Origin of the sequence: Deinococcus seoulensis, assembly GCF_014648115.1 — a bacterium.
GTDB lineage: Bacteria > Deinococcota > Deinococci > Deinococcales > Deinococcaceae > Deinococcus > Deinococcus seoulensis.
In genome coordinates, this window is the sequence record NZ_BMQM01000007.1 from 85,097 (window position 1) to 98,300 (window position 13,204).

Below are 13,204 nucleotides of genomic sequence, written 5' to 3' on the forward strand. Positions count from 1 at the left end.
TCCGTGCCAGCATGGTAAACGCTGCCGGGCGCCCGGGGGTGTACCCGCTTCCCGCCGCCGTGCGGGCGCCGCTCATCCTCTGGGCCGCTTATGCTCTGGGCTGCTCATGCTTTGGGAGGACGTGGCGGGGCCGGGGCGGGCGGCATACTGCCCGGCATGACGGCCCCCGCCGCCCGCCCCGCTCCCGACGCGCCGCAGCGTGACCTGCGTCCGGCGGCCACCCGGCCGCAGCCGCTAGAGTGGGCCGGATGAAGTTCTTCAATGTCCTGGGTGGCGTCCTGCTGATCGGCGCGGCGGGGGTGGGCGGCGTGTGGTACGCCTGGGGCCGCGACCTGCCCAGCGTGTCGGACCTGGACGTGCTGGAGTACAGCGGGCAGACCCGCGTGTACGACCGGGCGGGCAGTCTGGTGGGCACGCTGTCGCCCAGTCTCAGCAGCGGCGGCAGCGTGAACCGGAACCTGCTGAAAGCCTCGCAGATCAGCCCGTGGCTCCAGAAGGCCGTGGTGACCAGCGAGGACCGCCGCTTCTACCAGCATCACGGCGTGGATTACATCGGCATTGCGCGCGGGCTGGTCAAGGGCGTCCTGAAAAACGACCTGGAGGGCGGCAGCTCCATCACGCAGCAGGTCGTGAAGAACACCCTGCTGGCCGACCTTCAGGGCGCCCGCACCCCGGAACGCAAGTTCAAGGAGGCGATCCTGGCCTTCCAGCTGGAACGCAACTTCAACAAGGACCAGATCCTGAACGCGTACCTGAACGTCATCTACTGGGGGGACGGCGGCAGCAGCGACATCATCGGGGCGGGCGGCGCGGCGCACGCGTACTTCCGCAAGGAAGCCAGCGAACTGAACCTCGCCGAGAGCGTGTACCTGACCACCCTGATTCCCGCGCCGAACAGCCGCTACAAGAGCTTCCAGGCGTACCGGCCCCTGATGAAGGACCTGCTGTCGCGCATGGTCGAGGACGGCCAGATCACGCAGGCCGAGGCGAACGCCGCCTGGAAGACCCCCATCTACCCGGCCGGGTGGCGCATCGGCTGGAACGACGACGGCACGTTGCGCTCGGCCGTGCTGGAACGCCCCTCCCGCCTCGGGGAGAACCTGACGCTGCTGGAGGGCGTGCGCCGCTACCCGAACCAGTACTACCTGCAGGCCGTCGAGAAGGAACTGCTGCCCATCATCGGCCGCAAGGCCCTGTACGCCGGGGGGCGCATCTACACCGGCATGAGTGCCCAGGCGCAGGCGGCGGCCGAGCAGGCCAGCCGGAGCGCCGACCTGCCGGACGGTGCCACCCTGGGCGCCGCCCTGGTCCGCCCGGACAGCGGCGAGGTGCTGGCGCTGGTCGGGCAGAAACTCACGGACGGCCGCCCCGGCGACTGGAACAATGCCACGCAGGCCCGGCGGCAGGTGGGCAGTTCCATCAAGCCGCTGCTGTACACCCTGGCCCTGCAAAAAGGCTGGAAGCAGAGCGACACGGTCCTCGACGCACCCATCAGCGGCACGTACCAGCCCATGAACTACGACCGCCGCTGGACCGGCCGCTACGTGACCATGCGGTACTCGCTGGATCACAGCCTGAACCTGCCCACCGTGCGGATCGGGCAGGAACTCGGCGTGCCGACCTTCGAGGCGAAACTGCGTGAACTGGGCCTCACGCCGCCCGCCGACGGGGGCCTGTCCCTGACCATCGGCACGCTGGAAGCCAGCCCGCTGCAGATGGCCGCCGCGTACGCCACCTTCGCGAACGGCGGCCTGTACTACGCGCCCAGCCTGGTCCGCCGGGTCGAGGACCCGCGCGGCAAGGTCCTGTACGCCCGCCCCGCCCCCACGCCCCGCCGCGTCTGGGACGCCCAGACCGCCTGGCTGGGCCTGGACATGCTGCGCGGCGTCGTGAACGACCTGACGCCCGCCCAGGGAGGCCTGGCCACCCGCGCGCAGATTCCGGGCTGGCCGGTCGGCGGGAAGACCGGCACCACCAACGACATCAAGGACCTGTGGTTCGCCGGGGTGACCCCCACCGTCGCCGGGGCCGTCTGGGTGGGTCGTCAGGAGGGCGGGTCACTGCCCGCCTGGGCGTACAGCGGCGAGATTCCCACGCCCATCTGGCAACAGGCGGTCGCCGGGGCGCTCCAGGGGCAGTCGCCCGTCTCGTTCCGGGAACCGCCGGGCATCACGTACCGCGTGGTGCGGCAGGTGAACATGGCCTTCCGTGCCGATCAGGCCGATCAGGAACCCGTGGCCCGCGACGGCAGCGGCGGAACGCGCAGCGGGTTCTTCCCGCGCCGCAACACCCCCGCGCAGGCACCCGCCCCGCAGGTGCAGGACACGCCCGGCCAGGACACGCGCGGTCAGGACCTTGCCACGCCGGACACGCCGCCCGACACGCAACCGGACAGCGCCCTGCCGGACGACCCGTCCACAGAGGTCGGCGTGCAGGACATTCCTGCCCTACCGGACGGCGGACAGGACGGCAGTGCCCAGGACGGCGCTGCCCAGAACGGGGGCGCACAGGACGCTGCGGGTCGGAGCGGTGCCGGTCAGGACGGCGCGCCCCAGCCCTTCCCGGACCCCGCCCCGCCGGAACCGCTGCCGGATTCCGACCTGCCTGCCGCGATCCCGGACCCCGCGCCGCCGGAACCGTTGCCGGACCCGGATGAACTGACCCCCCTGCCCGGCACGCCTGCCCCCTCACCGGACGAGATTCAACCCCTGAACTGATCACCGCGCCCCTGCGGGTGGGCGTCACCGTGGACCACGTCTGCGGTGACGCCCTCTTCTTTGCCCCCACGTCGGGCGGGATACCCCCCATTCCCCGTGTTCACAGGATGGCCTGGGGGCGGCCCTGCTGGGCCAATACCCCCTATACCCCCCACCCCCCCCGGGGTGGGCCAGACGGGCGTTCATGAGAGAGGCAGGCGCCCGGCACCGACCAGGGCGGCGTTGTTTGAACCGGATCAAAAAAACAGCGGAATGGGCGACCTGACAGGCCGCCACCACCTGCGTGCCAGATCAGGCCAGCCCACCATGAAGGCGGTCTTCATCCGTCTGTCAGTCCGTCTTACAAAACCGGAATGAAGGTGCCGGGCGCCCACTGGGACGCAGAAAAACGGATTCGGCCTCCCGTGCGGACGCCGCCTTCATGCAGCCCGGCCCGCAACTCAGAGGTAAGAACCACTGGCCTACCCTTCATGAGACGCGCGGCCACACCGCCGCCCACCGGCCGCCCGGCCCCCAGGCCCCGACTGCGCGCCCCCCCCGCCCGGAACCCACCGCCCCCCTCGCCGCCCACTCACTGCCCAGGCAGACCCCACACCCTGCTGGCTCCACCCTCAGACACCCGCGCCGCAGAACCGGAGGAACACCATGCAACACACTCCCCGAATCCTCGCCCTGTTGGCCGCCCTGGCCGCCGGTTCTGCGCACGCCGCCGGCACCCTGGCCGGCACGACCATCACCAACACCGCCACCGCCGAATTCCCCGACCCCCGCAATACCGCCACGCAACTGAGCAGCGCCTCGAACACCGTCTCGACCGTCGTGCTGCCCCGACCCGACTTCGACGTGACCTACCTGAGCGGCGCCACCGACGGCGGCACGCAGACCGTGCTGGGCACCACCACCGTCGTCACCGCCAACGCCGTTCCCGGACAGGTCATCACCACCGACTACGCCCTGCTGAACAACGGGAACGTCCCGCTGAACATCATCCTGAACGCCGACACCACCGGCAGCGACACCGGCGCGACCGTCCAGTACTACCGCCTGAACGCCGACGGCACCCGGGGCAGCGAGATCACCCTGGGCAGCGCCGTGACCGTTCCCGCCGACAACCCCGCCACCAGCGGCACCGACGAGGGCCGCGTGCGGATCGTGCAGGTCATCACCCTGCCCACCAGCCCCAGCCAGATCAACAAGGACAGCGTGTTCGGCGCGTCCCCCGAAGGCACCGTGCTCGGCACTGCCGGGGCCGACCCGCTCGTCACGCCCGGCAACGGCTACGCCAGCGGCACCACCAACCAGGAAGAGAGCAAGACGGTGAACACCGACCTGCAATTCACGCGCGTCACCGTGTACACCCCCAGTCTCGACAACACCGCTGGCGGCGGCGCGACCACGCCCGTCGACTCGGTCGGCACGCCCATCAGCAACCCGGCCCTGCTGCCGCCCATCAGCAGCGTCACGGTGCCCACCGTCACCGCCGGTACCGCCGACACGCCCGACCCGGTCCTGCCCAGCAGCGGCTACGTGACGCCCGGCACGCCCACCACCGACCCCACCCCCGGCGGCACGCCCATCGCCCGGATCTCCGGCGACGAGCAGATCGCGTACCCGCAGGCCGACACCAACACCACCGCCGACACCGTCGTGTTCACGAACACCCTGTCCAACGGCGGCATCCTCGAAGACCGCGTGCAACTGTTCCCTGCGCTGGCCGACGGCACCGCCGACCCCGCCTACACCTTCGACGCCGCCACCGGCACCTTCACGAACACCACGACCGGCGTGACCGTCCGCTTCCTGGACCCCGTGACCGGCAGCGTCATCCTGCCCTCCACCGACCCTGCCAACCCCACGGTCGCCACGTATCCCACCCTGATCGTCCCCAGCGGCACCCAGTCCGTGTACCGCACCGAGGTCACCTTCCCCGACCCCGACGACAGCGCCGCCATCCCCTCGTACAGCGTCCTGATCGGCGCGGACTCCCTGAACGACGCCGACCTCACCTCGAACAACTCCACCCGCGACACGGTCGTGCCGCCCGCCGCGCAGTTCGGAGACACCACCCCCACCCTCGGCGCGGTCGCCACCCCCACCCCCGTGCAGACCGTGGACCCCAGCGGCGCCGCCACCGACGGCAGCAGCAGCGTCAGCACCGACGCCACCGCCGCCTTCCCCATGGACGTCGTGAACAACGGCCAGTACAACGACAGCTACGCCCTGAGCGGCAGCGTGACCGTCACCGACGCCGTCACGGGCGCCACGACCACCCTGCCCATCCAGTACTACGCCGCCGACGGCACCACACTGCTGCCCCGCCTGAACACCAACCCCGCCAGCCCCGACTACAACACCTTCATCACGCCCGTCCTGGCCGCCGGCAGCGAGAGCACCTTCGTGGCCGCCGTGACCATCCCCGCCGGTACGCGGGCCGCCGACTACACCGTCACGCAGACCGCCACCGGCAACTACAGCCAGACCAGCGTCACCGACCCCAACGACCTGATCCGCGTCACGCCCACCGGGAACGTCGCCGTCGCCAAATTCGCCGCGAAGACCGGCGTCACGGCCGGCAGCGACCCCCGCAACGGCATCGACAACCCCGCCGGGTACACCGCCACCGGCCTGACCGGCGCCCGCACCCAGGAAGACATCGCGTACCGCATCATCGCCAAGAACAACTACAACACCCCCGTCCCGCTGTTCCTGCGCGACACCGTCCCCACCAACACCACCCTGAAAAGCTTCAGCGTCAACCCGCTGCCCACCCGCACCATCTACCGCGTCGGCGGCAACACCGGCACCTGGACGGCCACGCCCCCCGCCGCCGGACTGCCCGCCGGAACCATCATCGACATCGCCCCCGACACCGACAGCAACAACCTGCCCGACCCGGTCGCACCCGGCACTACCCTCACGGCCGACTTCGTGGTAACTGTGCAGTGAACCGCCCGCACGCCCCTGCCCGTGACCCTCACATTCCCAGCACGCAAGGAAGTGGCCCGTGACGACGACACCCTCACCCACCCGCCCGGCCCGCCGCCCAGTCTGGCGCACCCTGCTGACCGCCGCCGCCCTGACCGTAACCAGCCTTGCCGGGGCCTACCAGATCGTCGGCGACCTGAGCCCCACGGCCACCACCTGGAGCGGCACGGCCGGCACCTTCCAGACGACCGCCAGCAACTACACCGGCGGGACGGCCTCCGCAACCTTCCGTTCGGGCCTGGGCACCACCTTCACGGCTGCCAGGGACACGGCCGCCAACCAGAACTCCCTGTACGTGAACGACGGCGCAGGCGCCATCAAGACCGCAATCAGTGCACGCGCCGGAACGTACACGGGGTACTCGCCGAACTTCACGACCAGTGACGTGGACGGCGTGGCGCTGCTGACCCGCGACACCCGCCAGAACGGATCGTTCAGCACGTACTCCGTCACCAACCCGAACAACACGTCGCAGGTGCAGTACATCCGCTTCTACGCCGACACGACCTGCTACCCCGGCAGCAGTGCGCTCGACAGCGCCGCCACCTGCGACCGGGGCAAACTGACCGTCACGTTCACGCGGCCCGTCACCAACCCCGTGCTGCACCTGTCCGGCCTGGGCGGGAACTCCTCTGTCGGAACGGTGGACGCCTGGGGGATCGCCACGAACTTCCGCCTGACGAACGCCGGGGGCAGCATGACCCTGCTCGGCACGCCCGCCAACCTGGCGATCACCACCGTCGGAGGACAGCCGCAACTGGGAGCCGCCGCGTTCCGCTCCGGCAGCGACTACATCCAGGGCACCTGCACGCCCGCCACCGGACTGGCCGCCGGGTGCGGCAGCGTGCAGGTGAACGGCACGTACACCCAGCTGAACTTCGACGTGTCCATGACCATCGTGCGCGTCCTGAGCGGCACGGCCAGCCGCGTGTACCCCATCCCCGGGTACGACAGTGTCAATTACGCGGCCGGATCGACCCGCAACGCCAGCATCGGCGCCGACGCCACCAACTTCGCGGTCAGCGTCTCCGAGGACTTCGGGGATGCGCCCGCCAGTTACGACCCGGTGGCCGCCGCCAGCCACGTGCTGGGCGACCTGAAACTGGGCGCGACCATCGACGCCGAGAATCCCGACACCCTGAACGGTGGGACGGCCGTCACGCCCAGCCCCAGCGCCGTGACGGCAGGCGCAGACAACACTGGTACGAACGGCGACGGCGCCGACGAGGACGCGGTCACGACATTCCCAGCCATCAATGCCAGCGCCACCAGTTACGCCCTGACCGTCCCGATCAGCGGGGCCAGCGCCGCCGGGCAGGTGTGCGGCTGGATCGACTTCGACCGGGGCGGCACCTTCGACACGGGCGAGCGGGCCTGCGCGGCGTTCGCGTCCGGCGCGACCAGCGTCACCCTGAACTGGTCGGGCCTGAGCGGCCTGAGCGCCGGCACGAACTACGTGCGCCTGCGCGCCAGTTACGACACGACCGGCGTGCAGGACCCCACCGGCCGCCTGGACAGCGGCGAGGTCGAGGATTACCGCCTGACCATCACGCCCGCCGCCGACCTGAGCGTCACCAAGACCGACGGCGTGACCAGCGTGAACGCGAACACCCCCACCAGTTACACCATCCGGGTCACGAACAACGGCCCCAGCAGCGTGACCGGCGCCGTCCTGCGGGATGCGGCCGTGAGCGGCCTGACGGTCCTGAACCTGACCTGCTCCGGCACGCCGGGCCAGTGCACGTCCGGCACGACCCCCACCACCGCCCAGTTGCAGGCCGGGTACGCGCTGCCCACCCTGAACAGCGGGCAGTTCTACGAGCTGACCCTGACCACCAACGTGACGGCCACCGGCAGCGTCTCGAACGTCGCCACCATCACCGCGCCCAGCGGAACCGTGGACCCCACCCCCGGCAACAACAGCGCCACCGACACCAACACCGTGAACCCCACACCCACCGACCCCTTCCCGGCCAGCCTGTGCCGCCCGAACCCCGGCACGAACGCCTACGCCGACATCTTCGCCCGCTGGGACCACAACGGCAGCGGCGGCACCAGCCCGGCCGGGGTCATCGAACCCGCCGTGAACAACCCGGCCGGCGCGGTCGGCGCGTCCGCCGCGAACGAGGCCGTCACGGGCGTCACCGCCGCCATCAACTCCTACGACCTGAACCTGCGGCGCAGCACCCTGGACGCTGGCGTGAACACCGGCAAGTACCTCCAGTACGCCTTCACGACCACCTCCAACTTCGGCGGGCAGTACGTCGAACTGTACGGCCTGGGCGCCATGGTTTACAGCAGCCCCAGCAACGTGCAGGCAACCGGCGCGTACCGCGTCCGCCTGGAGATCGCCACGAACGCCGCCTTCACAGGCCCCACGGTCCTCAGGGCCGCCATCAGCTTCGACAACGGACTGGCCAGCACCGCCGACGCCGCGTCGTACTCGAACCAGGGCAACTACGCGCAGACGTTCCTGCACTGGAATGCCGACAACCTGATCGCGCTGCAACCCGCCACCACCTACTACGTGCGCGTGTATCCCTACGCACCGGGCGCGACCGGCTACGACAACGGCACCCCCTACCCGGGCGACATGGTCCTGTTCGACGACTTCATGCTGAAAGCCAAGGGCTGCAACGTGCCGCCCACGGCGCTCGACGTGACGAACGCGGCCCTGACCGGCACCGGCGCGGCCAGCATCGCCCCGCTGAGCGCCTCGGACGTCGCGGGCGGCACCATCCAGTCGTTCACGGTCTCCACGCTGCCTCTGGCGACGCAGGGCACGCTGCTGTTCGCGGACGGCCTGACCCCCGTGACCGCTGGGGCCGTCCTGACGCCCGCGCAGGCCTCCACGCTGACCTTCCGGCCCACCCCCGGTTTCTCCGGGAACGCCACGTTCACCTTCACTGCCACCGACAACAACGGGGCGACCGACCTCACGCCCGCCACGTACACCGTGCCCGTGTCCTCCATCACGGACCTGAGCGTCACGAAGACCGGCCCTGCCTTCGCCGTGCCCGGCGAGGCCCTGACGTTCACGATCACGGTCACGAACCTCCTGGGGTTGCCTGCCGCCGCGTACACCGTGACCGACACGCTGCCCACCGGACTGACCTTCGCCAGCGCCAGTAACGGCGGCACGTACGACAGCGCCACCCGCACCGTCACGTGGTCCCTGCTGTCCCTGGCCGGGAGTGCCCAGCAGACCCTGACTGTCACGGCCGCCGCGCCCGGCGAGGCGCAGGTCACGGGCGGCCTGACCAGCGTGCAGAACACGGCCAGCGTCGCCCTGCCCGGCGAGACGGTCCTGGGGAACAACACCTCGGCCCCCACCGACACCCGCCTGATCCTGACCAGCGTCAGCAAGGAAGTGCGGAACGTCAGCACGGGAACGGCGTTCGGCACCAGCGGCGGCGGCAAGCCCGGCGAGATCCTGGAGTACTGCCTGACCACCCGCAACCTGGGCGGCGCGGACCTGGGCGCCCCGACCGGGTACGTCGTGAAGGACGCCGTGCCGGGGAACGTCGCCGCCCGCCTGGACGGCTACGACGCCGACGAGCCCGGCACCGACACCGGCTTCGGCGTGAAGCTCACGCGCGGCGCCCTCACCAGCTACCTGAAGAGTGACGCGGCCACCCTGACCGGCGTGGGTGGCACCTTCGGAAGCGGCGCGCTCAGCGTGAACCTGGGCGTCCTGACCGCCGGAGAGACCGTCACCACCTGCTTCCAGACCACCATCCGCTGACGCCCCCCACCCCCGCTACACTGGGCGCATGAGCTTCCTGCACTGGCTGATCACGCTGCTGGCCGCCGCCCTGGCGTTCAGCAGCGTGATCCTGCTGGGCCGCAGCCTGCCGCGCGTGTCCTGGCCCGGCGTGGCAGGCGAACTGCTGACCTTCGCGCTGATGGGCGTGCTGCTGACCCAGGGCGCGCCGCTGTACGCCCTGCTGGCGGTGCTGCTCGCGGGTGGCCTGGGCACCGCGCTGGTCCTGGGCCGCCTGCTGAAACGCTGAGGCGGCAGCAGGCCACAGAAGCTAGTCATGGAAGAACGGGGAGCCGCAGCCCCCCGTCCATCAACCATCAACGTTCAACCATGAACCTCAGTCGCGGCGGGGCGGGCGGCCGCCACGGTCCCCGCCGGGGCGGGGCGCGCGGGGTTCGCGGGGCGCGATCTTCCCTTCGAGTTCCGGGCGGATCAGGTCGATCTTGCCCCGGTCGTCGATTCCGGCGATCTTGACGCGCAGTTTGTCGCCGACGTTCAGGACGTCCTCGACGGCATTGATGCGTTCCTCGCTCATCTGGCTGATGTGCAGCATGCCGTCCTGGCCGGGGTACAGGTTCACGAACGCCCCGAACGGCGCGGTCTTCACGACGGTGCCGTCGAATTCCTCGCCGACTTTCGCCTCGCGGGTGATGCTCTCGATCTTCGCCTTCACGGCCTCGGCGGCGCTGCCGTCGGCGCTGAAGATGCGCACGGTGCCGTCTTCCTCGACCGTGACCTGGGCGCCCATGGCCTCCAGTTCGCGGATCTGCTTGCCGCCGGGCCCGATGACCTTCCCGATCAGTTCCGGGTTGATCTTGAGGCTCACGATGCGCGGCGCGGTCGGGCTGAGTTCCGTGCGGGGCGCGGCCAGCACCTCGGCCATCTTGCCCAGGATGTGCAGGCGGCCGTCGCGGGCCTGCGCGAGCGCCTCACGCATGACCTGCGGGGTGATGCCGCCCACCTTGATGTCCATCTGCAGGGCCGTGACGCCCTCGGCGGTGCCGCAGACCTTGAAGTCCATGTCGCCCAGCGCGTCTTCCAGGCCCAGGATGTCGGTCAGGACGCGGTACTTCTCGCCTTCCATCACGAGGCCCATCGCCACGCCCGCCACCGGCGCCTTGATGGGCACGCCGGCGTCCATCAGGGCCAGCGTTCCGGCGCACACGGTCGCCATGCTGCTGCTGCCGTTGGATTCCAGCACCTCGCCCACCAGTCGGATCACGTACGGGAACTCCTCGAAGGTCGGGAGGACCGCGCGGATGGCGCGCTTGGCGAGGTTCCCGTGCCCGATCTCGCGGCGGGACTGCCCGCCCATGCGCTTGACCTCGCCCGTGGAGTACGGCGGGAAGTTGTAGTGCAGCAGGAACTTGTCGTTCTCGTCGGTGGTCAGGTCGTCCACCAGCAGGTTGTCACGCTCGGTGCCCAGTGTCGCCACGCCCAGCACCTGCGTCTCGCCGCGCGTGAAGATCGCGCTGCCGTGCGCGCGGGGCAGGGGGCGGGCCTCGATCCAGATGGGCCGCACGGTCCGGCTGTTGCGGCCGTCGGCGCGCAGGTCGTCTTCCAGGATCAGGCGGCGCAGTTCCTGCTTCTCGACCTTCCCGAACGCCGCCTTCAGGGCCGCGGTCTGCTCGGCGGCGCCCTCGGCGTCGGGGTTCGGCACGCGCGCGGCGATCACGGCGTCACGCACGGCCTTCGTGCGGGCGCTGCGGTCTTTCTTCTTCACGGTCAGCAGCGCGTCGCGCAGACCGGCGGCGCGGGCGGCCTCAGCCACCTCGGGCACCAGGTCGGTGCTCAGGTCACCCTCGGCCAGAATGTTGAACTTCTCCTGACCCAGCTCGGCGCGCATCGTCTCGATCAGGTCGATGACACCCTGCATGCCCGCGTGCGCGAACTCGATGGCCGCCACGAGGTCCTCCTCGCTGGCCCCCTGTGCGCCCGCCTCGACCATCATCACGGCCTCACGCGTGCCCGCCACCACGAGATCCAGGGTGCTGCGCTCCAGCTGATCGGCGGTGGGGTTCAGCACGAACTGACCGTCCAGTTGCCCCACACGCACGCAGGCGGTCGGCCCCGCCCAGGGAATATCGCTGATGCTCAGCGCCGCCGACGCCCCGATCGGCCCCAGCACGTCCGGCAGGTTCTGCTGATCGGCGCTGATGACCGTGATGATCACCTGCGTCTCGTGACGGTAACCCTTGGGGAACAGCGGGCGGATCTGCCGGTCCGTGATGCGCGCCGACAGGATCGCCTTCTCGCCGGGGCGACCCTCACGGCGGTGGAAACTACCGGGGATCTTCCCGACCGCGTAGTGACGCTCCTCGAACTCCACGGTCAGCGGCAGGAAGTCCAGCGTGCTGCGCTCCTCGCGCGCCTGCGCCGTCACCAGCAGCATGGTGTCCCCGTAGCGCAGGGTCACGCTGCCACTGACCAGCTTGGCCAGTTTGCCCGTCTCGATGCTCAGTTCCCGGTCACCCAGCATCGTCTTGTAAGTCTTTCCGATCATAGGGGGCAGTCTATCCCGCCCGGACACGCGAGAACCGGGGCGGCGCGGCCCCGCAACTCGGCCGCCCGCCGCTGCGTACTGATTACCATGTGGGATCTGCTGACCGACGGTCTGTTCGAGCTGCTGGGCAGCGTCCGGCTGCCCTGGCGGACGTGGGTGTGGCTGACCGGCTGGCTGGTCGGGCCGCTGGCGCTGCTGGCCGGACTGCTGCTGCACCGGGACGCCGTCAGTGTCGTGGGCGGACTGCTGTTCTCGCTGCGGTTGCTGTGGCGGTTGCGTGACCGCTGACCGGAGGCCTCCCGTCACGCTCCCTTCATGCACGCGGCGCGCACCTTGAGTTCCCGGCCCGCACAGGTGGATAGTGCGCCGTATGAGCACCGACAAGTTTGGTTCCGTTCCGAAGTTCGGTCTGGGCACGTTCCGCCTGAAGAATCAGGTCGTGATGGATTCCGTGCGCGCCGCGCTGGACGTGGGGTACCGCGCCATCGACACCGCGCAGGGCTACGGTAACGAGGCCGAGATCGGCGAGGTGCTGGCCGAGAGCGGCATTCACCGTGACGAACTCTTTCTGACCACCAAGATCAAACCCGACAATTACAGCCGCAGCAGTCTGGTCGCCAGCCTGCAGGACAGCGTGGAGAAACTGGGCGTGGAATCGGTGGACCTGACCCTGATCCACTGGCCCGTCCCGAACGGCCCGGTGAAACCCGAGGAGTACCTGAAAGCCCTGGCGGACGGGCTGGATCAGGGCCTGACGCGGCAGATCGGCGTGTCGAACTTCAACATCGAGGGCCTGAAGCAGGCGCGCGCCATCCTGGGTGACGTGCCCATCGCCACGAACCAGGTGGAGATCCACCCGTACCTCCAGAACCGCCGACTGGCGGAGTTCGCGCGGGGCGAGGGCATTCACCTGACGTCGTACATGACGCTGGCGGTCGGGAAGGTCATGGACGACCCGGTCATGCAGGACATCGCCCGCGCGCACCGCGCCACGCCCGCGCAGGTGGCGCTCGCCTGGGCGCTGGCGCAGGAGTACTCGGTGATTCCGTCCAGCACCAAACGCAAGAACCTGCAGAGCAACCTGGGCGCCCTGACCCTGCGCCTGACCGACGAGGACATGACGCGCATCGCCGGGCTGGAGCAGGGCGAGTCCGCGCGCCTCGCCAACCCCGAGAGCGCCCGGCCGGTCTGGGACTGATACGGACTCCGATTGAATGGGCTGCAAAGCCCGCTGGG

At 70.0% G+C, this 13,204-nt stretch carries 7 protein-coding genes; 6 read left to right on the top strand and 1 reads right to left on the bottom strand.

What is annotated here, in order from left to right; genetic code table 11:
* Nucleotides 1-248: 248 nt before the first annotated feature.
* From IEY70_RS07390 to IEY70_RS07405, 4 genes are all read left to right on the top strand, one after another.
* The gene (locus IEY70_RS07390) at nucleotides 249-2,717 is read left to right on the top strand and encodes a transglycosylase domain-containing protein (protein WP_189064364.1); all 2,469 of its coding nucleotides are present in this window, start codon (nucleotides 249-251) and stop codon (nucleotides 2,715-2,717) included.
* Nucleotides 2,718-3,362: 645 nt separating this feature from the next.
* Nucleotides 3,363-5,663, top strand: a complete 2,301-nt coding sequence (locus IEY70_RS07395; RefSeq protein ID WP_189064365.1) for a hypothetical protein — start codon at nucleotides 3,363-3,365, stop codon at nucleotides 5,661-5,663.
* Between the two features lie 58 nt (nucleotides 5,664-5,721).
* On the top strand, nucleotides 5,722-9,447 hold the full coding sequence (locus tag IEY70_RS07400; RefSeq protein ID WP_189064366.1) for a GEVED domain-containing protein: 3,726 nt from the start codon (nucleotides 5,722-5,724) through the stop codon (nucleotides 9,445-9,447).
* A 28-nt stretch (nucleotides 9,448-9,475) separates the two neighbouring features.
* A complete protein-coding gene (locus IEY70_RS07405) occupies nucleotides 9,476-9,715 on the top strand; it encodes a hypothetical protein (RefSeq protein WP_189064367.1) in 240 nt (79 codons plus the stop codon).
* 87 nt (nucleotides 9,716-9,802) lie between these two features.
* Here the strand turns inward: IEY70_RS07405 and pnp are convergent, their stop codons facing one another.
* Nucleotides 9,803-11,968 (bottom strand): polyribonucleotide nucleotidyltransferase, encoded by a 2,166-nt coding sequence (pnp, locus tag IEY70_RS07410; protein WP_189064368.1) that lies wholly within the window; start codon nucleotides 11,966-11,968, stop codon nucleotides 9,803-9,805.
* A gap of 87 nt (nucleotides 11,969-12,055) precedes the next feature.
* Between pnp and IEY70_RS07415 the strand changes: the two genes are divergently transcribed.
* Together IEY70_RS07415 and dkgB are read left to right on the top strand one after the other, a co-directional pair.
* Nucleotides 12,056-12,256, top strand: coding sequence for a hypothetical protein (locus IEY70_RS07415; protein WP_189064369.1), 201 nt, complete (start codon nucleotides 12,056-12,058; stop codon nucleotides 12,254-12,256).
* Nucleotides 12,257-12,338: 82 nt separating this feature from the next.
* Complete coding sequence (gene dkgB, locus IEY70_RS07420; RefSeq protein ID WP_189064370.1) at nucleotides 12,339-13,166, top strand: 2,5-didehydrogluconate reductase DkgB; 828 nt, start codon at nucleotides 12,339-12,341, stop codon at nucleotides 13,164-13,166.
* Nucleotides 13,167-13,204: the final 38 nt, after the last annotated feature.

Coding starts and splice junctions, on each gene's coding strand:
- IEY70_RS07390 (WP_189064364.1), top strand. CDS start 249: ATGAAGTTCTTCAATGTCCTGGGTGGCGTCCTGCTGATCGGCGCGGCG.
- IEY70_RS07395 (WP_189064365.1), top strand. CDS start 3,363: ATGCAACACACTCCCCGAATCCTCGCCCTGTTGGCCGCCCTGGCCGCC.
- IEY70_RS07405 (WP_189064367.1), top strand. CDS start 9,476: ATGAGCTTCCTGCACTGGCTGATCACGCTGCTGGCCGCCGCCCTGGCG.
- pnp (WP_189064368.1), bottom strand. CDS start 11,968: ATGATCGGAAAGACTTACAAGACGATGCTGGGTGACCGGGAACTGAGC.
- IEY70_RS07415 (WP_189064369.1), top strand. CDS start 12,056: ATGTGGGATCTGCTGACCGACGGTCTGTTCGAGCTGCTGGGCAGCGTC.
- dkgB (WP_189064370.1), top strand. CDS start 12,339: ATGAGCACCGACAAGTTTGGTTCCGTTCCGAAGTTCGGTCTGGGCACG.